This window comes from Nocardiopsis suaedae, assembly GCF_027706745.1.
GTDB lineage: Bacteria > Actinomycetota > Actinomycetes > Streptosporangiales > Streptosporangiaceae > Nocardiopsis_A > Nocardiopsis_A suaedae.
Genome location: NZ_JAQFWP010000075.1, coordinates 1 through 25,011 on the forward strand (window position 1 = coordinate 1; position 25,011 = coordinate 25,011).

General features: G+C 75.1%; 27 protein-coding genes. 16 read left to right on the plus strand and 11 right to left on the minus strand.

Annotated features, from left to right (window positions below; all coding sequences use genetic code 11):
• Positions 1–226: 226 nt before the first annotated feature.
• A complete protein-coding gene (locus tag O4U47_RS27090) occupies positions 227–634 on the minus strand; it encodes a MerR family transcriptional regulator (protein ID WP_270680809.1) in 408 nt (135 codons plus the stop codon).
• Positions 635–776: 142 nt separating this feature from the next.
• Here O4U47_RS27090 and O4U47_RS27095 point away from each other — a divergent pair, with 142 nt between their 5' ends.
• Positions 777–1,778, plus strand: coding sequence for an alpha/beta hydrolase family protein (locus O4U47_RS27095; RefSeq protein WP_270680810.1), 1,002 nt, complete (start codon positions 777–779; stop codon positions 1,776–1,778).
• 110 nt (positions 1,779–1,888) lie between these two features.
• Here the strand turns inward: O4U47_RS27095 and O4U47_RS27100 are convergent, their stop codons facing one another.
• Entirely contained in the window at positions 1,889–2,575 is a 687-nt protein-coding gene (locus tag O4U47_RS27100) for a Crp/Fnr family transcriptional regulator (RefSeq protein ID WP_270680811.1), read from the minus strand.
• Between the two features lie 384 nt (positions 2,576–2,959).
• Here O4U47_RS27100 and nth point away from each other — a divergent pair, with 384 nt between their 5' ends.
• The 3 genes from nth to O4U47_RS27115 are packed head-to-tail and all read left to right on the plus strand — an operon-like array spanning position 2,960 to position 5,482.
• Positions 2,960–3,616, plus strand: a complete 657-nt coding sequence (gene nth / locus O4U47_RS27105) for an endonuclease III (RefSeq protein ID WP_270680837.1) — start codon at positions 2,960–2,962, stop codon at positions 3,614–3,616.
• Positions 3,613–4,287 (plus strand): NUDIX hydrolase, encoded by a 675-nt coding sequence (locus tag O4U47_RS27110; protein WP_270680812.1) that lies wholly within the window; start codon positions 3,613–3,615, stop codon positions 4,285–4,287. The genes nth and O4U47_RS27110 overlap by 4 nt, the downstream gene beginning before the upstream one ends.
• Positions 4,288–4,303: 16 nt before the next feature.
• Positions 4,304–5,482, plus strand: a complete 1,179-nt coding sequence (locus tag O4U47_RS27115; RefSeq protein ID WP_270680838.1) for a MarP family serine protease — start codon at positions 4,304–4,306, stop codon at positions 5,480–5,482.
• A gap of 63 nt (positions 5,483–5,545) precedes the next feature.
• On the opposite strand, the gene O4U47_RS27120 is transcribed toward O4U47_RS27115, so the two are convergent.
• Positions 5,546–5,692 (minus strand): hypothetical protein, encoded by a 147-nt coding sequence (locus tag O4U47_RS27120; RefSeq protein WP_270680813.1) that lies wholly within the window; start codon positions 5,690–5,692, stop codon positions 5,546–5,548.
• A 34-nt stretch (positions 5,693–5,726) separates the two neighbouring features.
• On the opposite strand from O4U47_RS27120, the gene O4U47_RS27125 reads away from it, so the two are divergent.
• A complete protein-coding gene (locus O4U47_RS27125) occupies positions 5,727–6,494 on the plus strand; it encodes an MBL fold metallo-hydrolase (protein ID WP_270680814.1) in 768 nt (255 codons plus the stop codon).
• 134 nt (positions 6,495–6,628) lie between these two features.
• Here the strand turns inward: O4U47_RS27125 and O4U47_RS27130 are convergent, their stop codons facing one another.
• The 3 genes from O4U47_RS27130 to O4U47_RS27140 are packed head-to-tail and all read right to left on the minus strand — an operon-like array spanning position 6,629 to position 8,127.
• Positions 6,629–7,231, minus strand: coding sequence for a peptidylprolyl isomerase (locus O4U47_RS27130; protein WP_270680815.1), 603 nt, complete (start codon positions 7,229–7,231; stop codon positions 6,629–6,631).
• On the minus strand, positions 7,228–7,755 hold the full coding sequence (locus tag O4U47_RS27135) for an ATP-binding protein (protein WP_270680816.1): 528 nt from the start codon (positions 7,753–7,755) through the stop codon (positions 7,228–7,230). The genes O4U47_RS27130 and O4U47_RS27135 overlap by 4 nt, the downstream gene beginning before the upstream one ends.
• Before the next feature lie 24 nt (positions 7,756–7,779).
• Positions 7,780–8,127 carry an STAS domain-containing protein gene (locus tag O4U47_RS27140; RefSeq protein WP_020380481.1) on the minus strand — a complete coding sequence of 116 codons (348 nt, stop codon included), beginning with the start codon at positions 8,125–8,127 and terminating at the stop codon, positions 7,780–7,782.
• 211 nt (positions 8,128–8,338) lie between these two features.
• Here O4U47_RS27140 and O4U47_RS27145 point away from each other — a divergent pair, with 211 nt between their 5' ends.
• The 7 genes from O4U47_RS27145 to O4U47_RS31350 all read left to right on the plus strand — a co-directional run bounded on the left by O4U47_RS27145 (position 8,339) and on the right by O4U47_RS31350 (position 14,498).
• Entirely contained in the window at positions 8,339–10,678 is a 2,340-nt protein-coding gene (locus O4U47_RS27145) for a DEAD/DEAH box helicase (protein ID WP_408639035.1), read from the plus strand.
• 370 nt (positions 10,679–11,048) lie between these two features.
• Positions 11,049–11,186, plus strand: coding sequence for a DUF4244 domain-containing protein (locus tag O4U47_RS27150; RefSeq protein WP_270680818.1), 138 nt, complete (start codon positions 11,049–11,051; stop codon positions 11,184–11,186).
• The gene (locus O4U47_RS27155; protein ID WP_270680819.1) at positions 11,164–11,592 is read left to right on the plus strand and encodes a TadE family type IV pilus minor pilin; all 429 of its coding nucleotides are present in this window, start codon (positions 11,164–11,166) and stop codon (positions 11,590–11,592) included. The genes O4U47_RS27150 and O4U47_RS27155 overlap by 23 nt, the downstream gene beginning before the upstream one ends.
• 248 nt (positions 11,593–11,840) lie before the next feature.
• Positions 11,841–12,185 (plus strand): Rv3654c family TadE-like protein, encoded by a 345-nt coding sequence (locus O4U47_RS27160; RefSeq protein WP_270680820.1) that lies wholly within the window; start codon positions 11,841–11,843, stop codon positions 12,183–12,185.
• Positions 12,186–12,626: 441 nt separating this feature from the next.
• A complete protein-coding gene (locus tag O4U47_RS27165; protein WP_270680821.1) occupies positions 12,627–13,322 on the plus strand; it encodes a hypothetical protein in 696 nt (231 codons plus the stop codon).
• 116 nt (positions 13,323–13,438) lie between these two features.
• Positions 13,439–13,972, plus strand: coding sequence for a hypothetical protein (locus tag O4U47_RS27170; protein ID WP_270680822.1), 534 nt, complete (start codon positions 13,439–13,441; stop codon positions 13,970–13,972).
• 160 nt (positions 13,973–14,132) lie between these two features.
• Entirely contained in the window at positions 14,133–14,498 is a 366-nt protein-coding gene (locus O4U47_RS31350) for a GNAT family N-acetyltransferase (RefSeq protein WP_408639036.1), read from the plus strand.
• Positions 14,499–14,578: 80 nt separating this feature from the next.
• On the opposite strand, the gene O4U47_RS27175 is transcribed toward O4U47_RS31350, so the two are convergent.
• The 5 genes from O4U47_RS27175 to O4U47_RS27195 all read right to left on the minus strand — a co-directional run bounded on the left by O4U47_RS27175 (position 14,579) and on the right by O4U47_RS27195 (position 20,298).
• Positions 14,579–15,331, minus strand: a complete 753-nt coding sequence (locus tag O4U47_RS27175) for a type II secretion system F family protein (RefSeq protein WP_270680823.1) — start codon at positions 15,329–15,331, stop codon at positions 14,579–14,581.
• Positions 15,328–16,098: a type II secretion system F family protein gene (locus tag O4U47_RS27180; protein WP_270680824.1), complete on the minus strand. Its 771-nt coding sequence runs from the start codon at positions 16,096–16,098 to the stop codon at positions 15,328–15,330. The genes O4U47_RS27175 and O4U47_RS27180 overlap by 4 nt, the downstream gene beginning before the upstream one ends.
• A gap of 338 nt (positions 16,099–16,436) precedes the next feature.
• Positions 16,437–17,615: a TadA family conjugal transfer-associated ATPase gene (locus O4U47_RS27185; RefSeq protein WP_270680825.1), complete on the minus strand. Its 1,179-nt coding sequence runs from the start codon at positions 17,613–17,615 to the stop codon at positions 16,437–16,439.
• Positions 17,612–18,697 carry a septum site-determining protein Ssd gene (gene ssd, locus O4U47_RS27190; RefSeq protein ID WP_270680826.1) on the minus strand — a complete coding sequence of 362 codons (1,086 nt, stop codon included), beginning with the start codon at positions 18,695–18,697 and terminating at the stop codon, positions 17,612–17,614. The genes O4U47_RS27185 and ssd overlap by 4 nt, the downstream gene beginning before the upstream one ends.
• 791 nt (positions 18,698–19,488) lie before the next feature.
• The gene (locus tag O4U47_RS27195; RefSeq protein ID WP_408639037.1) at positions 19,489–20,298 is read right to left on the minus strand and encodes a Fic family protein; all 810 of its coding nucleotides are present in this window, start codon (positions 20,296–20,298) and stop codon (positions 19,489–19,491) included.
• Positions 20,299–20,482: 184 nt separating this feature from the next.
• Between O4U47_RS27195 and acs the strand changes: the two genes are divergently transcribed.
• The 4 genes from acs to O4U47_RS27215 all read left to right on the plus strand — a co-directional run bounded on the left by acs (position 20,483) and on the right by O4U47_RS27215 (position 24,566).
• Entirely contained in the window at positions 20,483–22,456 is a 1,974-nt protein-coding gene (acs, locus tag O4U47_RS27200; protein ID WP_270680828.1) for an acetate--CoA ligase, read from the plus strand.
• 153 nt (positions 22,457–22,609) lie between these two features.
• Positions 22,610–23,047 (plus strand): phage holin family protein, encoded by a 438-nt coding sequence (locus O4U47_RS27205; protein ID WP_270680829.1) that lies wholly within the window; start codon positions 22,610–22,612, stop codon positions 23,045–23,047.
• Positions 23,048–23,074: 27 nt separating this feature from the next.
• Positions 23,075–24,010, plus strand: a complete 936-nt coding sequence (locus tag O4U47_RS27210) for an alpha/beta fold hydrolase (protein WP_270680830.1) — start codon at positions 23,075–23,077, stop codon at positions 24,008–24,010.
• A 64-nt stretch (positions 24,011–24,074) separates the two neighbouring features.
• Positions 24,075–24,566, plus strand: a complete 492-nt coding sequence (locus O4U47_RS27215; RefSeq protein ID WP_270680831.1) for a DUF309 domain-containing protein — start codon at positions 24,075–24,077, stop codon at positions 24,564–24,566.
• Positions 24,567–25,011 lie beyond the last annotated feature (445 nt).

Sequence of the window (25,011 nt, forward strand, 5' to 3'; positions counted from 1 at the left end):
CCCGCCGGACGGCAAGCACGCCATGGGAACCGCCCCGCTTCGGCCGTCGCCGCCCCTCTCCTTGCACCCCGGTAACCCGCCGCCGGGCCGGGGCCCATGAGCGGGGGACCCGCTCTTCCGTTGCCCGCTTCCGCTCGACCCGCCGGGCGCCAGATGGTCGGCATCATTGCAGGTGAACGCCCCCCGCGCCTCTCCTCCGCCCCACCTCCCCGCCGCGGGGGCGCGTTCAAGCGGTCCGGTCCGGGGGCTTGGGCGGGGCCTCGTCATCGGGTCGGCAGGAGCGGCCGGTCAGCATGTTGGTCGTGGCGCCGGTGATCACCGATTCGAGGCGGTTCCGGGTGTCCGCCAGGTCGGCGATGCGCTCGTCGATGCGGTCGCGCTCGGTGGCCAGGCGTTCGAGCAGGCCCGGAGTGGCGCGGCCGTCCACCACGCACGGCATCAGTTCGACGATGGTCCGGCTGGACAGGCCCGCGGCGTACAGCCGCTGGATCAGCCGCACCCACTCGACCGCGTCCCGGGGGTAGTGGCGCTGTCCACCCGCGCTGCGCTCGCTGGACAGCAGGCCCTTCTCCTCGTAGTACCGCAGGGCCCGGACACTGACCCCGGTTTCGGCGGCGAGCTCCCCGATGCGCATGCGTCCCCCTCAATGACGTCTCTATGACGTGCGGCACATCGACTTGCCTCTGACGTCAACGTCAGGTTCTAGCGTACGCGGTGTGGGGCCGTCCGGCCCCTCGGCGCAGGTGCGCCGCCGTACGCGTAGATCGGAGACACCCATGGCCGCGACACCGTCCTCTCGACCGTCCCCTGGACCGGCCTCCACCCCGGCGCCGGACTCGGAGGGCCGCCGCACCGACGGGCCCACCGCCTCCCCGGTCGTCTCGGTCAAGCCGGTCGTCCTGCCCGCCCCCGGGCGCGGCCACGACCTGCCCGTACGGGTGACCGCGCCGGTCACCGGCCGGGACCTGCCCATCATCGTGTTCGCCCACGGGTTCGGCTCGGACCTGGACGGATACGCGCCCCTGACCGACCACTGGGCCGCACACGGCTTCGCCGTGCTCCAGGCCACCCACCTGGACTCCCGGCGGGTCGGCCTGCCCGCGGACGACCCCCGCAGGCCGCGGCTGTGGCGGTGGCGCGTCGACGACCTGAAGCGCATCCTCGACAACCTCGACGTGCTGGAGGCGGCGGTCCCCGGCCTGGAGGGGCGCCTGGACCGCGGGCGCATCGCGGCGGCAGGGCACTCCTTCGGCGGGCAGAGCGCCGGGGTCCTGCTGGGCCTGCGCGTCACCGACCCGCAGAGCGGGGTCGCCGAGGACCTGTCCGACCCCCGGGTCTCGGCGGGCGTCCTGCTGGCCACGGCCGGTGCGGGCGGCGACCACCTGACCCCGGAGGCCGCCCGTGACCTGCCCTGGCTGCGGGACGTGGACTTCTCCCGCATGGCCGCACCGGCCCTGGTGGTGGCCGGGGACGCGGACGAGCTCCCGGTGACGTCCAAGGGGCCGGAGTGGACCGCCGAGCCCTACGCGCTCAGCCCCGGGGACAAAGGCCTGCTCACCCTGTTCGGCGGCCGCCACCTCCTCGGCGGCATCTCCGGCTACGGGGCCGCCGAGACCACCGACGAGGACCCCGAGCGCGTCGCCCTCGTCCAGCGGGTCACCCTGGCCTTCCTCCGCCGGGCGCTCGGCATCGGCGCGGCCGGCTGGGCGGCGGCGAAGGCGGACCTCGCCGACGGCGCCCACCCGTCGGGGCGGCTCGCCACCAAGGGCGGGATCTGAACGGGGGCGACGCCTTCCCGCGGTCCATGGCACGAAGAAGGGCCCGGCGTCTGCCGGGCCCGTCCTCGTCTTCGGCGCGCGCCGGGCGTCCGCCCGGCCCCTCCGGCCGGTCAGCGTGCGCGGCGGCGCATCCGCTCGACGTCGAGGAGCACGACGGCCTTGGCCTCGATCCGCAGCCAGCCGCGGAGCGCGAACTCGGCCAGCGCCTTGTTCACGGTCTCGCGCGAGGCGCCGACCAGCTGGGCCAGCTCCTCCTGGGTGAGGTCGTGGTGCACGTGGAGGCCGTCCTCGCCCTCCTTGCCGAACTTGTCGGCCAGCTCCAGGAGCTGCTTGGCGACCCGGCCCGGCACGTCGGTGAAGACCAGGTCGCTCATCACGTCGTTGGTCCGGCGCAGCCGTGCGGCCAGCGCCTTGAGGAGCTGGAGCGACACGTGCGGCTGGCTCACGATGAAGGGGCGGAGGTCGTCGTGGCCCAGCCCGGCCAGCACGGTGTCGGTCACCGCCACCGCGCTCGCGGTGCGCGGCCGCGGGTCGAACAGCGACAGCTCGCCGAACATCTCGCTCGGCCCCAGGACCGCCAGCAGGTTCTCCCGGCCGTCGACCGCCGAGCGGGTCAGCTTCACCTTGCCGCTCAGCACGACGTACAGCCGGTCGCCCTCGTCGCCCTCAGAGAACAGGGTCTGGCCCCGGCCGAGGCGCACCTCGCTCACCGAGGCGCGCAGCGCCGCGGCGGCCTCCTCGTCGAGTGCCTCGAAAAGAGGCGCCTTGCGCAGCACCTCGTTGGTCTCGTCCACCACTTCCTCCTTGCAACCTGACCGTCAACAGTGTGACGTATATCGCACCCGTGTGTGAAACCAGGTCGTTATCTCGGCTTGTCGTCCGGGTGATGCGACCAGCCCGTCACAGCCGACGTCAGCCCTCCCCGATCTTAGTCGCCGCGACCGCCCGGATCGTGCCGACACCGCCGTTCCCGACGCATTGCGGACATAATCTGCGCCACCCTGACGTGGGCGAACGGGTCCGATCGGCTCCGGACCCCGGCGGAGCGCGGCCCGGGTACGTACCCTTTTGGTGTGCCAGGTGATGCTTCCACGACCGCCCAGCCCGCGGCGTCGGCGCCCCCCGAGGCCCCGACGCCCACCGGGGAGACGCGCCTCGCCCTGGTCCGCCGGGCCCGCCGGATGTACCGCGAACTCGTCCGCCTCTACCCCGACGCCCACTGCGAGCTGGACTTCGAGAACCCCCTGCAGCTGCTGGTCGCCACCGTGCTCTCCGCGCAGACCACGGACCGGCGGGTGAACGCGGTCACGCCGGGCCTGTTCGCGCGCTACCCGACCGCCGCCGACCTCGCCGGGGCCGACCGTGCGGAGCTGGAGGGCGTCCTGCGCCCCACGGGCTTCTACCGCGCCAAGGCCGACAACGTGATCCGCCTCGCCCAGGCGCTGTGCGAGCGCCACGGCGGCGACGTCCCCGGCGACCTGGACGACCTGGTCGCGCTCCCCGGCGTCGGCCGCAAGACCGCGAACGTGGTGCTCGGCAACGCCTTCGAGGTGCCCGGGATCACCGTCGACACCCACTTCGGGCGGCTCGCCCGCCGCTTCGGCTGGACCGCCCAGACCGACCCGGTCCGCGCCGAGCGCGAGGTGGGGTCGCTGTTCGAACCCAAGGACTGGACCATGCTCTCGCACCGCGTCATCTGGCACGGGCGCCGCGTGTGCCATGCCCGCAAGCCCGCCTGCGGCGCGTGCGGCCTGGCCCGGATGTGCCCCTCCTTCGGGGAGGGCCCCACCGACCCCGACGCGGCCCGGACCCTGCTGCGGGACGGACCGCGCGCATGACCGACGTCACCACCGAGCCCGTCGGCGCCCCGGCCCCCGACTGGCTGACCGCCCTGGCCGACGCCGGCGCCCGGATGCCGGTCCCGCCGCTGCTGCACCCGCCCGCCGCGGGCGGCCGCCGCGCCGCGGTGCTCATCCTCTTCGGCGCCGGGGCCGCCGGGCCCGAGGTGCTGCTCATCCAGCGCAACGACGGGCTGCGCCGCCACTCCGGTCAGCCCGCCTTCCCCGGCGGCTCCTTCGAGGACGGCGACCGCACCCCCGAGGAGTGCGCCGTGCGCGAGGCCGTGGAGGAGACCGGGGTCGACCCCGCCGGGATCGACCCGGTGGGGCGCCTGCCCGAGCTGTACATCCGGCACAGCGGGTTCCGGGTGGCCCCGGTGCTGGCCTGGTGGCGGTCCCCGTCCCCGGTGCGCGCCGCCGACGCCGGGGAGGTGGCCTCGGCCGCCGCGGTACCGGTGGCCGAGCTGGCCGACCCGGCCAACCGGGTGCGGGTGGAGGTGGCCGGGCGCGGCGCGGCCGGTCCCGGCTTCCGCGCCGGCGGGATGCTGGTGTGGGGGTTCACCGCCGGGGTGGTCGACGGGCTGCTGCGGCTCGGCGGCTGGGAGCGGCCCTGGCGGAGCGCGGCCACCGAGCTGGTCACGATCGTGCCGCCGGGTTCGGCGATACCGTAACGGGATGGAAGGCATCGTGCTGGACGTGCTCCTGGTCGTCCTGGTGCTGCTCTTCGCAGGATCCGGGTACCGGCAGGGGTTCATCGTCGGAGTGATGAGCTTCGCCGGGTTCATCGGCGGCGGGGTGCTGGCGGCGCTGGGCGCGCCGCCGCTGATCCAGTCGATGGTCTCCGACCCCGGGCGGCAGGCCCTGCTGGCGATCGCGGTGGTCTTCCTGTCCGCGGCGATGGGCCAGTTCGTCGCCTCCTACATCGGGGCGCTGGTGCGCAACCGGGTCACCTGGGACTCGGCGCGGGTGCTGGACGCCATGGGCGGGGCGGTGGTCAGCGGCGCCGCGGTGCTGCTGGTGGCCTGGCTGGTGGGAAGCGCGGTGGCCAACTCCTCGCTGCCGGTGGTCACCGGGCAGGTGCAGAACTCGCGGGTGCTGCACCAGGTCGACCGGGTGATGCCGCCGGCCGCCGACACCTGGTTCTCCACCTTCCGCAAGATCGTCGACCAGAGCGCGTTCCCGCAGGTGTTCAGCGGCCTGGGCACGGGCGAGCCCGCCGAGGTGGAGCCGCCCGACCCGGCGGTGCTCACCACCGAGGAACTGCGCGCGTCCAGCCAGAGCATCGTGAAGGTGCTCGGCACCGCGCCCTCGTGCCGCCGCCGCGTGGAGGGGACCGGCTTCGCCTACGGGGGCGACCGCATCATGACCAACGCGCACGTGGTCGCCGGGGTCACCGAGGACCTGCGGGTGGTCACCCGCAACGGGCGCCAGCTCCCGGCGACCGTGGTGCTCTACGACCCGCAGCAGGACATCGCGGTGCTCGACGTGCCCGGGCTGGGCCTGGACCCGCTGGACTTCGAGCACGAGGCCGTCAAGGGCGACGACGCGGTGGTGGCGGGCTTCCCCAAGAACAACGGTTTCACGGCGGTCCCGGCCCGGATCCGCGCCGAGCAGACCGCCCAGGGACCCGACTTCTACCACTCGACGCAGGTGAGCCGGGAGATCTACCAGGTGCGCGCGCTGGTGCGGCCGGGCAACTCCGGGGGGCCGCTGCTGTCGGCGGACGGCACCGTGTACGGCGTGGTGTTCGCCGCCGCGACCAACGACGACGAGACGGGGTACGTGCTCACCGCCGACGAGGTCGCCGAGAACGCCCAGACGGGCCTGGAGGCGGACCAGCCGGTGTCCACCCAGCACTGTGACTGAGGGGCACACCGTCACCAGCCGCCGTTACGAGCCGCCGTCACCAGGCACCGTCACCAGGCACCGTCACCAGGGGTCGCCCTTGGCGGAGAGGTCCTCGTCCCGCAGGCGCCACGCGTCCTCGGGGGCCTGCCGGAGCCAGGCCTGGCGCTCGGACTCCCGTGTCTCAGCGCGCTCGGCGGGGCCGGGGCGCTCGTCCCGCGGCTCGCTCACGTGTCGACGATAGAAGGAAGGCGGTCGGACCACGGTGGAACTGACGGTTCTGGGGAGTGCATCCCCTTACGCACGGCCGGGCAACCCGTGCTCGGGCTATCTGGTGCGGCACGGCGGGACGGCTCTGTGGATGGACGCCGGCCCGGGCACCCTCGCCGAGCTTCAGCGCCATGTCCGGCTCGACCGGCTCGACGGGATCTGGATCTCCCATCTGCACGCAGACCACGTGTCGGACCTGCTGACCGCCTACTACGCGCTGCTCTACGCCGACCTGGAGCCGTCCGGGCCGACTCCGCTGTACGGCCCGCCGGGCACGGCGGAGCGGCTGCGGCACTTCCTGTCCAACCAGGGCCCAAGCCCCGTGGAGGACGCGTTCGACGTGCGCGAGCTGCACGACGGCCGCACCGACCGCGTCGGGAGGCTCGGGGAGCTCACTGTGGAGTCGCGTGCCGTCGAGCACGGCTTCCCGGCCTTCGGCGCGCGCATCGGAACCGGGGACGCGCGCGGCGGCATCCTGGCCTACTCCGGTGACACCGGCCCCTGCCCGGCCCTGGAGGAGCTGGCCGAGGGGGCGTCGCTGCTGCTGTGCGAGGCCGACCTGGACGCCCCCGCCGACGGCGGAGCCGTCCACCTGACGCCGGAGCAGGCGGGCGAGAGCGCCAGGAAGGCGGGGGCGGGGAGACTGGTCCTGACCCATGTGGGGCCCACTCTGCGGCCCGAGGACGCGGTCGCGCGGGCCCAGAGGGTCTTCGGTGGGCCGACGGCCTACGCGGCGCCTGGAGAGGCGTTCAGCGCCTCCTGAGGCGCATCGGGCCGCAGGGGGCGAGGCGACGGGGAAGGGAGACGCCCGGAACGGTCGGCGCCGGCACCGTCCGAGGTCGGCGCCGACCGACTCGGGCACCGGCCGGCGCCGGCACCGGCCGGCACCGGGCGGCGTCAGCCGTCCGCGCGGTGGATCTCCACCGACTCCAGCACCACGTCCTCCACCGGCTTGTCGGCGCCGTCGGTCTCCACCTCGGAGATGGCGTCGACCACCTCCTGCCCCTCGGTCACCTCGCCGAAGACGGTGTGGCGGCCGTTGAGGTGCTCGGCCGGGGCCGTCGTGATGAAGAACTGGGAGCCGTTGGTGTCCGGCCCCGAGTTGGCCATGGCGAGCAGCCCCGGGCGGTCGAACTCCCGGCCGGGGTCGATCTCGTCGTCGAAGGTGTAGCCGGGGCCGCCGCTCCCGGTGCCCGTCGGGTCGCCCCCTTGGACCATGAACCCGGGGATGACCCGGTGGAACACCGTGCCGTCGTAGAACGCGCGCTTCCCCGTCTCCGGGTTCTCCGCGAGCTCCCCCTCGGCGAGTCCGGCGAAGTTGAGCACCGTCTCCGGGGCGCTCTCGGGGAAGAACGCGACCTCCACGACCCCCTCGGAGGTGTGCAGGGTCGCGCCCTCGACGTCTGCGGCGCCGTCGGCGGAGGCCCCGCCGGAGCAGCCCGCGGCGGTGAGCACGGCGGCCGCCGCCAGCGCGGCCGCCGCCGCGGCGCGGTGCCTCACGCCGCGGCCTCCAGGGGCCAGCTCATCCGGACGGCGGTGCCCTCCTCGCCGGGCTCGATGCGGACCTCGTCGGCCAGGCCGACGATGACCGCGAGCCCCACGTCGGGGGAGAGGCCCGACACCCCGCCCGGCGGGGTGGTCTCCCCCGGGTACAGGCCGGTGCCGGCGAGGTCGTGGTCGGTGGCGGCCGTGTCCGGCTCCTTGGCCGGGGCGCGGTCGGTGACGACCACCTCGAAGCGGCGGGCGGCGCCGGCGTGCCCGTTGGACGGGGCTGCCGTGTCGGCGGTCCGCTGGGCGGGGGCGCCGTCGGCGGTGCCGTCGATGAGCTCGACGGTGATCGGTCGCCCGGGGCAGTGCGCGCGGTGCGCCTCGACGGCGCGGGAGCACGCCTCCCCGACGGCGAGCCTGATCTCGTCGAGGGCGGACTCGGCGATGCCCGCCCGGCGCGCGACGGCCGTGGCCATCAGGCGGGCCGTGCGCACATGGGCGGGCAGCGCGCTGATCGTGAGCTGGACGAGAGCCATCTTCTCGCTCGTTTACGCAGCCGGTTACTTGGAGGCGCGTTTGTCGATGGCCTCCTGCACCGACTCATAGATGCCGAAGACCTTGGTCAGGCCCGTGATGCGGAAGATCTTGAGGATCCGCTCCTGGGTGCAGACCAGGTCGAGGGTGCCGTCGTGCGCCCGGACGCGCTTGAGGCCGCCCACGAGCACCCCGAGACCCGTCGAGTCGAGGAACTCCACCTTCTCCATGTTCACCACGAGGTGGAAGTTGCCCTTGTTGACCAGGTCGATCAGGAGCTCACGCAGCCGAGGCGCGGTATAGACGTCGATCTCACCTTCGACGACGACGATCTCCGTGTCGTCCTGGGTGTGGTGATCCAGCTTCAAGTCCACTAGTCCTCCAGCGCCGAACCGCGAAACCGCGAGTGATCTGTGCCGGGCGTTACCCCGCAGGGCGGCATTCAACCACGCTTTTCCCCCGGGCCTTCCGGCTTCCGCCCAGAAAACCCGGACACCGCGCGTCTGTTCCCCCGGATGCCACACTGAAACCGGCGGCCGACGGCCGCCCACGTGGTACGAGGGCCGCCGAGGGAGGGTGTCGGGCGTGGAATCGTGGGAATCGACACTCCGGCGATCGTGGCGTGACCATACCCGGAACCCGCAGGTGACACATGTGGAGCGGCTGGCACGTGGCGACGGGGTAAGTGAAGACTGGCCGACATGGACACCGCCCTCCGTTCGGCGCGGGCTCGCCGAATCGGGGATCACGGCGCCGTGGTCGCACCAGGTCGACGCCGCGGGCCGGGCGCGCTCCGGTAGCAACGTGATCATAGCGACCGGCACGGCGTCGGGGAAGTCGCTGGCCTTCCTCCTCCCGGCGGCCGAGGCGGTCGCCGACGGCGGCTCCGTGCTCTACATCGCACCGACCAAGGCGCTCGCCGCCGACCAGCTCCGCGGGGTGCGCGAGGTCGCCCCGGACGTGCGCGCGGCCGTCTACGACGGCGACACCCCGGGCCAGGAGCGGTCCTGGATCCGCGCGCACGCCGACTACGTGCTCACCAACCCGGACATGCTGCACCATGCGGTGCTGCCCCGGCACGCGTCCTGGGCCTCGTTCCTGCGCCGGCTGCGGTACGTCGTCGTGGACGAGGCCCACCACTACCGGGGCGTGTTCGGCTCCCACGTGGCACAGATCATCCGCAGGCTGCGGCGGGTGTGCGCGCGTTACAAGGCCGAGCCCGTGTTCATTCTCGCGTCGGCCACCACCGGCACCCCCGCCGAGAGCGCGTGCCGGCTGGTGGGGCTGGAGGTCGAGGCGGTGGTGCGGGACGGCTCCCCGCGCCCGGCCGTCGATTTCGCCCTGGTCGAGCCCGAGCTGACCGAGCTGCGGGGCGAGCGCGGCGCCCCGGTGCGGCGCACCGCGACCGCCGAGGCCGCCGACACCCTGGCCGCGCTGGCCGCCCAGGGGGTGCGCACGCTCGCCTTCGTGCGGTCCCGGCAGGGGGCGGAGGCGGTGGCGCTGGCCGCCCAGCGCACGCTGCGCGACGCCGACCGCCCCGACCTGGCCGAGCGGGTCGCCGCCTACCGCGCCGGGTACCTGGCCGGGGACCGCCGCTCCCTGGAGGAGCGGCTGCGCACCGGGGAGCTGCTGGGGCTGGCCACCACCAACGCGCTGGAGCTGGGGGTGGACATCACCGGGGTGGACGCCGTGCTGGTGGCGGGGTGGCCGGGCACCCGGGCCTCGCTGTGGCAGCAGGCGGGCCGGGCCGGGCGCCGCGGCGCGGACGCGCTCGCGGTGTTCATTGCGCGCGACGACCCGCTCGACACCTACCTGGTGCACCACCCGGCGTCGATCTTCGGGGCGTCGGTGGAGGCGACCGTCATCGACCCGGACAACCCGTACGTGCTCGGGCCGCACCTGTGCGCCGCCGCGGCCGAGGTCCCGCTCACCCGCGCGGACCTGGAGGTGTTCGGGCCGCGCGCCGAAGAGGCGGTGGAGGGCCTGGTGCGCCGGGGGCTGCTGCGCGCGCGCCCGCGCGGGTGGTTCTGGACGCGCCACGAGCGCGCGAGCGACCTGGCCGACATCCGCGGGTCGGGTGGGCCGCCGGTGCAGATCGTCGACTCGGGCAGCGGGCAGCTGTTGGGGACCATCGACGAGGGGGCGGCGCTGAACACCGTGCACGAGGGCGCCGTCTACCTGCACCAGGGGCGCAGCCACCTCGTGGAGGAGCTGGACCTGGAGGACGGGGTGGCGCTCGTGCACGAAGAGGACCCCGGCTACTCCACCTGGTCGCGGGAGGTCACCGAGATCGAGGTGCGGAGCACCCTGCGCAGCGCCGAGTGGGGGCCGCACACGGTGGACTTCGGCGACGTGCGTGTGGGGCGGCAGGTGGTCGGCTACCTCAAGCGCGACGTGCGCACCGGGACGGTGCTGGGGGAGCAGGCGCTGGACCTGCCGGAGCGGCCGCTGGACTCGCGGGCGGTGTGGTGGACCCTCGCGCCGGAGGCGGCCGAGCGGCTGCGCAAGGAGGACGTGGAGCTGCGCGGGGCGGCGCACGCGGCCGAGCACGCCGCGATCGGCCTGCTGCCCCTGTTCGCCACCTGCGACCGGTGGGACATCGGCGGTGTGTCCACGGCCGAGCACGCCGACACCGGCCGGCTGACGGTGTTCGTGTACGACGGGCACGAGGGCGGCGCGGGGTTCGCCGAGCGCGGCTTCGCGGCCGCGCGGGAGTGGCTGGCGGCGACGCGCGCGGCGATCGCGGACTGCGAGTGCGCGCAGGGGTGCCCGTCGTGCATCCAGTCGCCCAAGTGCGGGAACGGCAACGAGCCGTTGAGCAAGCCGGGGGCGCTGCGGCTGCTGGACGAACTGCTCGCCCACTCTCCACAGGGCGGCGCGCCGGGGCCGGAAGAGGCGGGGGAGACGGCCGAGATCGGGCCGTGATGGGGAGCGGTGAAACCCGTGGGCACGCGCCTGCGGGGGCGGTCCCGGGGGAGTTTTCCACACCGTAATTCACAGCCTGTGGGTAATTCGGGGCGGTTATCCACAGGCGGGGGATTTCCCATTCCACAGGGGGGCGCGGGCGCCCACGATGGCCTCCACAGGCGCGGTCCCGGCAGGTGGCCGCGCGACGCCCGCGCTTTGGAGGTCCACAGTGACCGCAATCCGCGGCGGCCCCGCCAGGGCCGCCTTCCGGTGTTCGCCCCCTGTTCCCCCGCCGTCCGTCCCGCGTGGGGCGCGCCTTCTTCCCATCGGGAAGGGGGTGCGCGGCCGCGGCCCCGCGGCGGACCGGGGGATCGGCGGCGACGGGGGAATGTCCACGGCCGAGTACGCCATCGGAACCGTTTCGGCGGTCGCGTTCGCCGCCGTTCTCTACGCAATTCTGACCAGTTCCGAAGTCCGCGAGACGCTGACCCGGATCGTGATCGATGCGCTGCAGTCCGTGGGGTGAGGCCCGCCGGAACCCCCGCCCGGGCCGGGCTCCGGGCGGGGGCGCGCGCTCCGCGCCGACCGCCGAGCGCGGCAGCGCCACCGCCGAGACCGCGGTGGCGCTGCCCGCCCTGGCCGTGGTGCTGGCGCTGGCGATCGCCGCGGTCAGCGCGGTTTCCACCCACCTGGCGTGTGTGGACGCGGCCCGGGCCGGGGCTCGGGCGCTGGCGCGCGGACAGAGCGAGGCGGTGGTCCTCCAGGAGGCGTCCCGCGCGGCCCCCGAGGAGGCGCGGGTGCGGGCGAGGCGGACCGGGGGCGAGGCGAGGGTGGTGGTTTCGGCCCCTGTCCGAATCATGCCCGGAATGCCCGCCCCCGTCCGGGCCGTGGCCACTGCGGCGGCCGCTGTGGAACCGGGGGCCGCCCCATGATCCGGCCGTGGCCCGCCACACGGTTCGCAGCCCGCCGTGCCCCGAGGGGAGGGCCGCGTCCTCCGGGGCCGTGGAGCCTCCGCCCGACGGGGGCAGCGCCGTCGTCACGGCACCGCCCCGAGCCGCGCCCCTCCTTCGCCGTCCTGCCCGGAGCCCCGCCCGTCGGAGGACGGCCGGGGAGGGGCCGCCGACGACGGTCACGGCCTCCGGACGACGCACCATGCCGGCGGACGCCGCGGGGGAGGGCTGTGGACAACGGGTCGGGGACGGTGTGGGTGCTCGTCGTGTGCGCCCTGGTGTGGACGGCGGCCGCGGCGGCGGTGGTCGTCGGCGGCGCCCGCGTCGACCGGCACCACGCCGGGACGGCCGCCGACCTGGCGGCCCTGGCCGGTGCCCGCCGGGCGGCGGAGGGCGCGGACCGGTCGTGCGCCGCCGCGACCCGCACGGCCGAGGCCAACGGTGCCCGTGTGGAGGCGTGCGCCGTGGACGGGCTGGAGGTCGTCGTGGAGGTGTCCGTCCCCGTGAGGACCTGGCCGACCCGGGCCCACGCCGAGGCGAGAGCGGGCCCGGTGGAGGCGAAGGCCTACGGCTGAGGGCCCACACCGCATGCGGGCAGGTCGGCCCCGAACGGCCGTCATGGGGCCGATTTCCCTGAGACCACCTGAGAGCAACGGCCGCGGCCCCGGCCGTCCACACGCCCCGACAGCGGACTCCTCGGTGGTTCCCGGCGAATGTCCGTCCACAAGGTTCCGGTGCGCCTGTGGGCGGCGGCCGTACTGGACCGGCGCGGTCGTGAGACCGAACGCTTCGCCGGATCGGGCGCACGAAGACCGCCCGCTGCATGGGGCGTGACGGCGCGCGCCACATCGTCACGTCGTCGCAGCACCGCAGCACCGCAGCACCGCAGCACCGCGGCACCGCAGCGCCACGAGCGGCCCGGGGGCGTGCCTCCTGGGCCTGCACGGACCCATTCCTCTCCTCGATCACGAAGGATCGCCATGGGCGCCCACTCCCGACCCCCGGAACGTCGTCCCGTGTCCTCCTCGTCCCGCCGGGTCCGGCGGGTCGTCCTGCTGTCGGCCGCCGTCCTCCTCCTCGGCGGAGGGGCGTCGGCGGCCGAAGTGCTGCCCGGCCCGGGCACCCCGTCGAACACCTCGCCCGACGAGGTCACGGAGACGAGGACCCCGGGGATCCTCCCCTCCGCACCGTCGGCCGACGGCTCACCCGGGCCGCTCCCCGGGCCGGGCCCACTGCCTCCCGCGGGGCCGGACCTGCCACCTCTTCCGCCGCCTGTCGGGCCGGTCGTGCCGGACCGGCCCGCGCCTCCCGACGCCCCGGACCACGACGCGGCGGGCGAGGTGACGGACACCGCCGAGGAGTCGCCCCCGTCTCCCCCGCCGAGCCCGTCCCCGGCGCCCACGCCTTCGGCGTCACCGAGCCCGCTCCCCCCACCGTCGCCATCGCCGTCGTCGGGCGCGACGTCGCCCGATCCCGGGCCGTCCGACGCGGCCGCAGCGGCGTCCGAGCCCGAGGTCGCCTTCGGATACGCCCCTCCCGAACCGGCGTCCGACGCGCGCCCGCTGAGCACGGCCGCGGCCTGGCTTCTCCCGCTCTTGGCGGTGGCGGCACTGGCGCTGCGCCTCAGCGTGGGCTGGCCCCGGTTCCCGCCCCGCTACCGAGGGCGGCGCCGGGTCGCCGACGACGCGCCCAGGGGGCGCATCGAACCGTGATCATCGGCCGCTCCGGATGTGGTGGCCCCGGGCCAGCGAGATGCGCACGTGGCGGCTCCCGGGAGGCTTCTGGCCCCGTCCTGTGGGGGTGAGGCGGAGGCGTGCATGATGACCGCATGACCGAACTCTCACGATCGCGGCTCGGCCGGTCGGCGACCGCCGTCGAACCGGATGCGATGCTGGCACTGGCCGACGCCCACCACGCCCGTACGGTGCGCCCGGCGGCCGGCAGCGCGGTCGCCGGGCACCTGGTGAAGCCCTACGCGATCGAGGCGCCCGGACGGCATGTGACGGACGAGGACCGACAGACCGCACTGCGGATCGCAGCCGATCACCTGTCGTCGGCGCGTCTGCGCGGCTCACTCGGGCTGTCCGTGCTGCTCGTCCACGCGGGTGGAGACGGCGACTACGTCCTGGTGCACACCTGGATCGAGGGCTACATGTCCGACCTCGCCATCTTCACCGGCCCGGCCGGGGATGCCGCGCGGCTACGGCCCGGCCGGGCGGGCCTCGCCCCGTGCGTGTGGGAGGCGGCGGTCCTGGCACACGAGCGGGACGCCTTCACCCGCCACGTGCTCGACGGTGGCGGTTCCGTCGATGACCGCCTCGCCGCCTGGTGCGGCGATGTGCTGGAAGGCGAAGTACGGTGACCGGCGCCGGAGCGGTCCGGGCGCGACGTGCGGGCGTGGCCGATCTTCCCCACGTGGCCCGACTGGCGGCCGGGCACGCGGCCTATGAGCGGGCGGACGTCCTCCGGCGGACCTGGCCCGGAGGCTGGAGGTCCCGCTGTTCGGTACGGAGACCCTGCGGTTGCGGTGCTTCGTCGCCGAGCTGAACGGCGGGGAGATCATCGGCTACGCGTCGTGCGCACCAGAGGTCTCCACGTGGGACGGGGCAGAGCATCTCCCTATGGATTGCCTGTCCCCGCGCGAGGGCCGCCGGGGCCTGAAGGTCGGCCCCCTGCTCATGGAGGCCGTTGTGGCAGAAGCACGTGCGCTCGGGCTCGGACAGGTCCAGTGGCAGGCCCCGCCCTGGAACACGGACGCGACCAGGTCGGCTGGGGGCCCAGACGAAGGAGAAGCCGCGGTGCCACCTGCCGGTCGACGGAACACGGTCGTGCCCCACGGCCCTCCGTCGTTGATCTCGGGGAAGGCGACGCTGAGACCGCGCGCGTAGCGTCGCCTTCCCCGAGATCAACGGGAATCCGGGCCAGAGGACCGCGGTCGGCGGGACGGCGCAGGACTCCGAACATCCTCCTAGGGACCCACGAGGCCGCCGACGAGGGACGCCACCAGCGGCACCACCCCGATCAAGACGAACGCGGGGAGGAAGCACAGGCCCAACGGCGCGACCACCAGCACCGCCGTCCGCTGGGTCCGCGCCAGGGCGCGCCCGTGGGCCGCGCGGCGCGCCTCGGCCGCGTGGTGGGCGACGAGGTCGCCGACGGGGGCGCCGGTCTCCGCCGCGCGGGTGAGCGTGCGCCCGAGGGCGGCCAGTTCGGGCGGTCCGCCGACCGCCCGCCACGCGCGGTCCGGGGCGGCGCCGAGGCGCTGCCGTTCGGCGACCTCGGCCAGGGCCTCGCCCAGCGGCCCGCCGATGGAGCGGGACAGGGCGGAAAGGACCTGGCCGGTCTCCCCTCCGGCACGGACCCCGGCGACCAGGAGGTCGAGCGCCAGCGGGAGCCCTGCGGCGATCCTGGCGTCCCGCTGGCGGGCGCGGGCACCCGCCACGCGGCGCAGCCCCAGCCACAGCACCGCTCCCAGCGGCGGGCCGAAGAGGAAGGCGGCACCGGGTCCGGTGACGATGGCGAGCGCGAGCACCGGAGCGAGGACGACCCCGGCCGCTCCCAGGCGTCCGATGCCCCGGTCCGGGACGGCGCGTTCGGCCTGTGGGCCCGGCCGGAGCCGGGCCTCCAACCGCAGCCGGGCGATGGATGGGCCCGGGAACAGCAGGAGGCGGACGGCGCAGGTCCCGAAGACGACCACGACCGCGCCGAGGATGGCGGTCACTCCCCCTCCAGCGCGGCGACGGCCTTGCGGACCATGCCGTTCGTCCACCACAGGCCCACCGCGTCCAGGAGCACCCCGCCGGCGAGGCACGCCAGCCCGACGGGGGTGGTGAACAGGAACGCGATCGGCCCGGCGCCCATCGCCGAGGACAGGCCGAGCCCGGCCGCCGGGAGGAGCGCGAGCAGGACGGCGGTCGTGCGCGGGCCCGCCAACTGCGCGGACAGCTCGCGGCGCCGTTCCTCCTCCTGGGACAGGGAGTCGGCCAACCGCTCGGACACCTCGGCCAGTCCGGCCCCGGAGCGGGACGCCACCGCCCAGCAGGCGGCCAGGTGGGCCAGCCCGGCCATGCCGGGGGCGGCTCCGGCGCGGCGAAGGGCCTCGGCCGGGTCGGCCCCGCTCCGCGCGGCGGCGGCGACAGGGGCGAGGGCGTCGGCGCCCGCTTCGACGGCTTCGGCGGCCGAGCGCTCCAAGGCGGCGGTCGGGGGCCGACCGGCCCGCAGCTCCGACGCGAACACGCGGCAGACGGCGATGGCGGTCTCCCGTCCGTGGGTGCGGGTCCGCCCGAGGAGCCGGTCGGTGAGCCTGCTGACGGTCCGGAGCGGCCGCTCGACGAGCCTGCCGTGCGTGTGCGGTCGGCCCCCAGGGCGGGGGAGGACCGACAGCAGCCGCATGTGCGCAGGCGACGGCATCAGTGTGGCCGCCACCGCCCCCGCACTCCCCAAGGCCATGAGCCCGGTTCCGATCCCGAACAGGGATAGCCCGTCCACTGAGCCTCCTTCACAGGGTGGTGTCTGTGGATCCTCCGTCCGGTCCGGCTGCCGCGGCGGGTCGGAGTCGGGCTCGGCTGACATGTGGAGTCCAGGCGGATGGCCGGTGGCCGTGCGCCGTGGGCCGGACTTTCGGTGGGCGCCCGTCTTCATAGGCGCCCTGTGCCCGTGTCGCCCTGGGTCGCGTCCGCTGGAGCGGTGCCGTCTCCGTTCGGCCGGTCCGGCCCTGCGATGCGGCGTTCCGTCAAGGACACGACGACGGTGCTGTCGAACCAGCGGTCTCGATGGCGCTCCCGTCGTGGTCATCGCCGGTCGGCACGCCTCCGGCCTCCCCCGGGTCACCAAGACGGGCGCCTCCACCCGGTGCCGATGCGGGCGGCCAGGTCCGCATGAGCCTCACCGTCCTCCGCTGGGCCCTCCGGCGGGAACAGCACCGCGGGGACCGCCCGCACCAGGCCGTCCGCGCTCCTGCGCAGCACGCACACCTGCGCAGGCCTCCGCACCCCGTCCTCCCCGCGCACCATGTGGACGGCCACCGCCCCCGTCGCCGCGAGCTGGCTGTGCGCCGCCTCCCTCGTCAGGCCCGCCGCGCACGCCAGCGCCTCGATCCGGGCGGGCAGCTCCTCGGCCGCGTTGGCGTGCACCGTCCCCGAACCGCCCTCGTGGCCGGTGTTCAGGGCAGCCAGCAAGGACACCACCTCGGCCCCGCGCACCTCGCCCACCACCAGGCGGTCCGGGCGCATCCGCAGGGCCTGGCGCACCAGCTGCGGCAGGTCCACCTCACCGGTGCCCTCGATGTTCGGCGGCCGCGCCTGCAGCCGCACCACGTGCGGGTGGCGCGGCCGCAGCTCCGCCGAGTCCTCCACCAGGACCAGCCGCTCGCCCGGCCCCGCCAGGGACAGCAGCGCCGACAGCAGCGTCGTCTTGCCCGTCCCCGTCCCGCCCGTCAACAGCAGCGGCGCCCGCGCGCGCACCAGCGCCTCCAGCAGCCGTACCGCCGGCGCCGACAGCGACCCCCGCCGCTCCAGCTCGGCCAGGTCCAGACCGCCGCGCGGCGGCAGCCGCAGCGACAGGCACGCCCCCTCCGGCGCCACCGGCGGCAGCACCGCGTGCAGCCGCGCTCCCGACGGCAGCCGGGCGTCGCACCAGGGCGCGGCCGCGTCCAGACGGCGCCCCGCCTGGGCGGCCAGCCGCCGGGCCAGCGCCCGCACCTCCTCCTCGCCCGCGAACCGCACCCCGGAGGCCCGGCGCAGCCCCTCGGGCCCGTCCACCCAGACCTCGGCGGGCCCGTTCACGAGGATGTCGGTCACGTCCGGGTCGGCCATCAGCGGCTCCAGCGGCCCCGTTCCGGACAGCTCGGCGCTGAGCACCCGCACCACCGCCAGCAGCTCGGCGTCGCCCAGCACCGCCCCCTCCGCGCGCACCGCCGCCGCGACCCGGGACGGGGTCGGCGCGTCCCCGTCGCGCACCAGGCGCGCCCGGACCGACTCCAGCAGGGCGGTGTCCGGGCGGGTCACGAGGGCCCCGCGGCGGGCGTGGGCGCCGGGGCGCGCACGGCCTCCAGGAGCCGGTCGGCGGCCCTGGCGAGCGGGGAGGCGCGGTCGGCTCCGGGCAGGTCGCCCCGGTCCAGCGCCCGCCTCACCCGCGGGTCCTCGGGCACGTTCCCCGCCGGCTCCAGTCCCAGGCTCGACGCCACCGCCTCCGCCGGCAGGCCGGGGCCCGCTCCCCGGGTCACCAGGCGCAGGGCCGAGCTGTGCTTCCGCAGCCGCGGCACCAGCCGGTAGGCCGCCATCACCGAGCAGAAGTCGGCGGGCACCACCACCAGCACCGCCGTGCACCGGCGCAGCGCCTCCACCGCCCCCGGCCCCGGCTCGCGGGGGGCGTCCACCACGACCAGGTCGCCGCCGAGCGCCGCCGCGCCCAGGACCGCGCGCAGCGCCGGTGCGGGCACCTCCTCGGCCGGGCCGCTGTCCCAGGTCACCACCGGGCACCCGCGCACCTGCGGCAGCACCCCGCTCAGCGCGGGCCAGCTCATCCGCCCCTCGCGGGCGAGCAGGCCGCCCCACCGGGTCCCGACCAGCCCGTCCCCGCCGCAGACCAGGTCCAGGCCGGGGCCGAGCGGATCGGCGTCGACGAGGGCGGTGCGCAGCCCCGCCCGCACCCCCGCCATGGCCAGCGCCGCCGCGAGGACGCTGGCCCCGGCCCCGCCGCGCCCGCCGACCGCGGCCACCACCGGGCACGGCCCCACCCGCTCCCGCCCGGCGTCGGCCAGCAGATCGGTCAGGCGCGCCTCGTCGCCGGGCAGGCGCAGCAGCGCCCGCACCCCGGCGCGCAGCGCGTCCGGCTCGGGCGCGGGGGCGCCGGGGTCCGGGGGAGCGACGGCGGCCAGGGCGTGCGGGTGCGGCGGGGGCTCCAGGTCGGCGACGGCCGCCAGCAGGTCGCCGCCGACGACGACCAGCGGGGCCCGCGCCCAGTCGCGCAGCGCCGCACCCGCCGAGGCGGCGACGTCGACCTCGACGGACGCGGCGGCCGCCAGCCGCAGCAGGTCGTCGAGCAGTTCGGGGTCGTCGGTGGCCAGCAGGGGGCGGGATCGTTCCATGGGGCCGACGATGCACCGCCGGGGACCGCGGTGGCAGGGGGTCCGCCGCGCCTGTGGACAGGGGCGGGGGCGTGCCCGGCAAGGCCTTCGCTCGCGGGGGCACCGCCCCCGGGCCGCGGCCGGGTCGCCGGTCAGGGTGCCGGGCGCGGTGCCGGACCGGCCCGGAGCCGCGGCGGCCGTGCTGCGTCGGCTGGACGGAGGTCCCGGCGCACCGGTCGGCACGGGGTCCGGAAAAGGCGACGGCCCCCGCCGGGGGGATAGCGGGGGCCGTCTCTCGGTCCGGCTCCGGGGGGGTAGAGCCGGCTCCGTTCCTGGAGAGGATCGGATACGTACGCGTCCGGCACCGTACGGAGCCGGGGGAGCCGAGTGGTACCGGGCCGGCGGGCGCGGGGCGCCGCCGGGACGCGCGCGCCGGGACAGGGAGGGGAGGTCCGTGAACGCTGCGCGCGCGTTCGAGGTAACAGACCTGATACGCAACGTTACCACGCACGCGCGGGGCGGAGCCGCCCTCCCCCCTTTTCAAAACGCCTGATCAGGCGTAGAAAAGAAGCAGGAGGTGGGCAGTGGCCCACAGGGTGCGGCGCCCGGGTACCCACGCGTCACCAAGCCGCGAGAGGCCCGTCCGTACCTGGATCCGTCCAGGTCGGAGCGTAAACAGCACGCTTGATAGCCCGGAGTGGCTCACCCGCGGCGGCGTCTCGGCCGCTCCTCCGCTGAGGAGGCCGGGGCGCCGTTCGCACGCGCGGCGGTTGTGATCGAAACGAGATGTCGCCGCTGGCGTCCGGCCCTCCTCAGCCCCGCTTCAGCGCCTCGCAGGTGGCCAGCGAGTCCCGTGCGCCGTCGGCCACCGCCGCGCAGCAGTGCAGCACCCACGCCCGCACGCCCTCCGGCGTCCCGGTGAGGTAGCTCCGCAGCCCCTCGGTGTAGCCCTCGCGCCGCTGCTCGTGCCCCAGCTCCGGCGCCGCCAGCGACTTGGGGTCCAGCCCGCGCTCGATCAGCACCAGCCGCTCGGCCGCGCGGGCCACCAGGCCGTCGCCCCACCCGAAGGGCCGCAGCGCCATCAGCTCGCCGTGCACGACCGCCGACACCACCAGCGCGGGCGCCGACGAGCGCCGCTCCAGGAGCGCGCCGAGCGCCTCCAGCCGCGCCTCGACCTCGATCGGCGACGGCGGGGCGCCCAGTCCCGACGGGTCCTGCGCGGCCTCGCCGCCGGTCCGCGGCCGCCCGAGCCGGTCGGCGCCCTCCCCCGTGAGCGCGTCGGCGGCGGCGAGCGTGTGCAGCCGCGCCAACACCTGCCGGGGCGCCTTCGGCCACGTCTCCACAAGCCGGCCCAGCTCGCCGGAGACCCGCAGCGCCCCCTTGACACGGGCGTCGTCGGCCTCACCCGCACGCACCTGCTCCAGGGACACGTCCGCCCCGTCGAGCACGGCCGAGGCGTGCGCCCCGCGCAGCGCCGACTCCAGGGACACGTCGGCGCTGCGCCGCCGCAGCACCCGGTGGCCGAGCAGCCGGTCCACCACGGTGCGCGCCTCGTCGACCGCCTCGCCGACGCCGCTCAGTTCCGCGATCCGCGCGAGCGGATCGGTCGTTGCCGCATTCACGCGGACCACACTACGCCGAACGCTACGCGCGGGTAATCGACCGCTCGGCGTTCCCCCGCGACCGCTCGCCGTTTTCGCACCTGCGCTCCCTTGTCGTGGCGGCACCCGCTTGATGGAGTGGTCCGCGCCACGTGATTCAGTACATAGGGCAAGCAGGCCTACGACACGCGAAGGAGCTGTAACGGTGGCTGAGACTCCCCAGGGGCAAGAGACCCTGTCCAACCTGCTTCACGAGTCACGTCGGTTCCCGCCGCCGGAGGACCTCGCCGCCGCGGCCAACGTGCAGGCCGACACCTACGCCGAAGCGGACGCCGACCGCCCCGCCTTCTGGGCGAAGCAGGCCGAGCGCCTGAAGTGGGAGCAGCCCTGGGACCGCGTCCTGGACTGGGACCCCCCGTTCGCCAAGTGGTTCACCGGCGGCACCATCAACGCCGCCGTGAACTGCCTCGACCGCCACGTCGACGCCGGCCGCGGCGACAAGGTCGCCTACCACTGGGAGGGCGAGCCCGGCGACACCCGCACCATCACCTACGCCGAGCTCAAGGACATGGTGTGCCAGGCCTCCAACGCCCTGCTGGAGCTGGGCGTGGAGAAGGGCGACCGGGTGGCCGTCTACATGCCGATGATCCCCGAGACCGTGGTGGCGATGCTGGCCTGCGCCCGCATCGGCGCGGTGCACATGGTCGTCTTCGGCGGCTTCTCGGTGGACGCCCTGGGCACCCGCCTCGACGACAGCGCGGCCAAGGTCGTCGTCACCGCCGACGGCGGCTACCGCCGCGGCAAGCCCAGCTCGCTCAAGCCCGCGGTGGACGAGGCCGTCAAGGACCGCCCGGCGGTCCAGCACGTGCTGGTGGTGCGCCGCACCGGCCAGGACGTCGACTGGACCGACGGCCGCGACGTGTGGTGGCACGACATCGTGGACCGCCAGTCCACCGAGCACACCGCCGAGGGCCACGACGCCGAGCACCCGCTGTACATCATGTACACCAGCGGCACCACGGCCAAGCCCAAGGGCATCCTGCACACCACCGGCGGCTACCTCACCCAGGTCTCCTACACCCACTGGGCGGTGTTCGACCTCAAGCCCGAGACCGACGTGTTCTGGACCGCCGCCGACATCGGGTGGGTCACCGGCCACTCCTACATCGTCTACGGCCCGCTCTCCAACGGCGCCACCTCGGTCATGTACGAGGGCACCCCGGACACCCCGCACAAGGGCCGCTTCTGGGAGATCGTGGAGAAGTACGGGGTCACCATCGCCTACATGGCCCCCACCGCCATCCGCACCTTCATGAAGTGGGGCGAGGACATCCCCGCGGGCTTCGACCTGTCGAGCCTGCGCGTCCTGGGGTCGGTCGGCGAGCCCATCAACCCCGAGGCCTACACCTGGTACCGCAAGAACATCGGCGGCGACCGCACCCCGGTCGTCGACACCTGGTGGCAGACCGAGACCGGGGCGATCATGGTCAGCCCGCTGCCCGGCGTCCACTCGGGCAAGCCCGGCGCTGCCATGCGCCCGCTGCCCGGCATCGCCGCCGACGTCGTCGACGACAAGGGCGAGTCGGTGCCCCCGGGCGGCGGCGGGTTCATCGTGGTGCGCGAGCCCTGGCCCTCCATGCTCCGCGGGATCTGGGGCGACCCGGAGCGCTACAAGGACACCTACTGGTCGCGCTTCGACGGGCTGTACTTCCCGGGCGACGGCGCCAAGCGCGACGAGGACGGCGACATCTGGCTGCTGGGCCGCGTGGACGACGTCATGCTCGTCTCCGGCCACAACATCTCCACCACCGAGGTGGAGTCCGCCCTGGTGGCCCACCCCAAGGTCGCCGAGTCCGCGGTGGTCGGCGCCAACGACCCCACCACCGGGCAGGCCATCGTCGCCTTCGTCATCCTGCGCGGCGAGGCCGGTGACGGCGGCGAGGACCTGGTCAAGGAGCTGCGCGAGCACGTGGCAGCCTCCCTGGGGCCGATCGCCAAGCCGCGCCAGATCATGGTCGTGCCCGAGCTGCCCAAGACCCGCTCCGGCAAGATCATGCGCCGCCTGCTGCGCGACGTGGCCGAGAACCGGGAACTGGGCGACGTGTCCACGCTGACCGATGCGGGCGCCATGGACAAGATCCGCACCGCGTTCGGGTCCGGCTCCGGCGACGACGACTAGTCGGCCCGGCCGGAACCGGCCCGGCCCGACACCCTCCGGCGCGCCCGCGGTACCGCCCGCGGGCCCGCCGAACCGCGTGCCGGGGGCGACGCCCCACGTGGCAAATGTGCAAGGATGCGGGGAGCGTTCGACGGAAGGAAGGGAGACACCGCGATGCCCGAGAACCCGTCGAGTGGCCAGGGGGCCGAGGAGTTCGACGCCGCCGACCGGTCGCTCGGGGAGCTCGTCTCCGAGGCGAGCGGGAACATCTCCAAGCTCGTCCGCCTCGAACTGGAGCTGGCCAAGCTCGAACTGGCGCGGGACGCCAAGCAGGTCGGCAAGGGCTCGGCGATGTTCGTCGCCGCCGCCGTGCTGCTGCACCTGTTCCTGATCCTGTTCTCGGTGACGGCCGGCCTGTTCCTCTACGACGTCGCGGGCCTGTCCGCGTGGATCTCCTTCCTGATCGTCACGCTGTTCTACCTGCTGGTCGCGGCGATCATGGTCGGCATCGGCGTGCTGCACCTGCGCAAGATCAAGGGGCTGGAGCGGTTCGGCACCACCATGGCCACCTCGGTGTCGGTGCTCCGCGGCGAGCACACGGCCGAGCGCTGACCCGCGCCCGCGCGGACGCAGGCGCCCATGGCCCACGACGCGCCCACCCCTGACGACAGCGCGGCCCTGGTCGAGGGGCCCTGGAAGCACCGGACCGTCAGCGCGGGCGGCACGCGGTTCCACGTCGCCGAGGCGGGCGACGGGCCGCTGGTGCTGCTGCTGCACGGCTTCCCCTGGTTCTGGTGGTCCTGGCACGCGCAGATCGGCGCGCTCGCCGACGCCGGGTACCGCGCCGTCGCCGTGGACCTGCGCGGCTTCGGCGCCAGTGACAAGCCCCCGCGCGGATACGACCTGGTGACCGCCGCCTCCGACGCGGCCGGACTGGTGCGCGCGCTGGGCGAGCGGGACGCCGCGACCGTCGGACACGGCACCGGCGGCCTGGTCGCCTGGACGATGGCGGCCTACTACCCGTGGTCGGTGCGGCGCCTTGCGGCGGTCTCCGCCCCGCACCCCCTGCTGCTCCGCAACGGGCTGCTGGGGCGGCCTGAACAGACGTGGGCGGGACGCCGGCTCTTCGGCAATCAGATGCCCATGGTCCCCGAGCGCGCGCTGGTGGCCGATGGCGCCGCCCGTGTGGGCCAGATGCTGCGCGACTGGTCGGCCGCGCCCGGCTGGCCCGACCGGGAGACCGAGCGGCGGTGCCGGGAGGCCTTCCGCATCCCCGGGGTGGCGCACTGCTCCCTGGAGTACCAACGCTGGCTGTTCCGCTCCCAGGTGCGGCCCGACGGCTACCGCTACAGGCGCAGGATGCGCCGCCCGGTCGGAGTGCCGACCCTGCAGTTGCACGGGGACCGCGACGCGTTCCTGCTGCCGTCGACGGCGCGCGGCTCGGGCCGCTTCGTCGATGCGCCGTACCGGTGGCGCACCGTGGAGGGCGCGGGGCACTTCGCCCACCAGGAGCGGCCTGAGGCGGTCAACGAAGCGCTCCTGGGGTGGCTCCGGGACACCGAGCCCGACGCCTGACGGCGAGCACGGCACAATCGGGGAAGACGGACGAGTGCGGGACGCGTAGAGGAGGGGCGGCGCCATGGCCGGAAGCGCGGGCAGGACCGAGAGGGACCGCAACCCCGAGGGGCGCGCCCAGAACCAGCGCCCGAGGGACCGGTACGGACGGCCCCTGCCCTACGGCTCCCCGGGGGTGCCCCGAGTGCCCGATGACGCGGTCTTCGCACCGGAGGAGGGGCTGGACGAGGCGCAGGCGCTCCTCGATGACGGATACGCGTTCCACGCCCACGAGGTGCTGGAGGCGGTCTGGAAGGGCGTCGAGGGTCCCCAACGCGAGCTGTGGCGGGGTCTGGCCCAGATCGCGGTGGGGCTGACGCACGCGCAGCGGGGGAACCGGGTCGGAGCGGCCCGCTTGCTGCGGCGCGGGGCGGACCGGGTGGAGGAGTTCGGCCCGGAGGCCCCGTCGGGTGTCGATGCCATTGGAGCGGCGGCCCACGCCCGTGAGGTGGCGGACGCGGTCGAGGCAGGGGACGACGGCGGGATCGACACGTCCCGCCTGCGCCTGCGCCGGTGAGACGCTGCGCTCCCGGGCGGGCCGATCGGGGGGCGTGTTCCCAACGTCCCCGAACACCACATCCAGGAGAAGGGCGCGGCCGACCGGCGGTCGCCATGAACGCGGGCGCGTACGCGGGCGGACCGCCCTCGCGGTGAGTCCGGCGAGGTCGTGAGGGACCCGGAAGCGGGCAGGCCCGGGGCCCACCCCGGACACGCCGGCCCACCCCGTTACCCCTGTGGCCTGTGGGACACATGCCGCCTATCGGCCCTGACGGGTATTTCATCCGCATTTCCAGCGGCGAATCCGCTATTACCCATAATAGTGGGCACTGTCGACCAAAAATGGAAATACCCAACCGCCCAGATCACCGCGCGATCACATATCCGGGCCCAGTGCAACAAGGGCCGGTCCGGCCCTCACTTTTCGCCGCCCCGATGCGTAGAATCCCCGAACATCGTGCCCG

Bases quoted from the DNA above. Each gene is read 5' to 3' on its own strand.
- O4U47_RS27090 (WP_270680809.1), bottom strand. From the start codon at position 634: ATGCGCATCGGGGAGCTCGCCGCCGAAACCGGGGTCAGTGTCCGGGCC.
- O4U47_RS27095 (WP_270680810.1), top strand. From the start codon at position 777: ATGGCCGCGACACCGTCCTCTCGACCGTCCCCTGGACCGGCCTCCACC.
- nth (WP_270680837.1), top strand. From the start codon at position 2,960: ATGTACCGCGAACTCGTCCGCCTCTACCCCGACGCCCACTGCGAGCTG.
- O4U47_RS27110 (WP_270680812.1), top strand. From the start codon at position 3,613: ATGACCGACGTCACCACCGAGCCCGTCGGCGCCCCGGCCCCCGACTGG.
- O4U47_RS27135 (WP_270680816.1), bottom strand. From the start codon at position 7,755: ATGGCTCTCGTCCAGCTCACGATCAGCGCGCTGCCCGCCCATGTGCGC.
- O4U47_RS27150 (WP_270680818.1), top strand. From the start codon at position 11,049: ATGTCCACGGCCGAGTACGCCATCGGAACCGTTTCGGCGGTCGCGTTC.
- O4U47_RS27155 (WP_270680819.1), top strand. From the start codon at position 11,164: ATGCGCTGCAGTCCGTGGGGTGAGGCCCGCCGGAACCCCCGCCCGGGC.
- O4U47_RS27170 (WP_270680822.1), top strand. From the start codon at position 13,439: ATGACCGAACTCTCACGATCGCGGCTCGGCCGGTCGGCGACCGCCGTC.
- ssd (WP_270680826.1), bottom strand. From the start codon at position 18,697: ATGGAACGATCCCGCCCCCTGCTGGCCACCGACGACCCCGAACTGCTC.
- O4U47_RS27205 (WP_270680829.1), top strand. From the start codon at position 22,610: ATGCCCGAGAACCCGTCGAGTGGCCAGGGGGCCGAGGAGTTCGACGCC.
- O4U47_RS27210 (WP_270680830.1), top strand. From the start codon at position 23,075: ATGGCCCACGACGCGCCCACCCCTGACGACAGCGCGGCCCTGGTCGAG.
- O4U47_RS27215 (WP_270680831.1), top strand. From the start codon at position 24,075: ATGGCCGGAAGCGCGGGCAGGACCGAGAGGGACCGCAACCCCGAGGGG.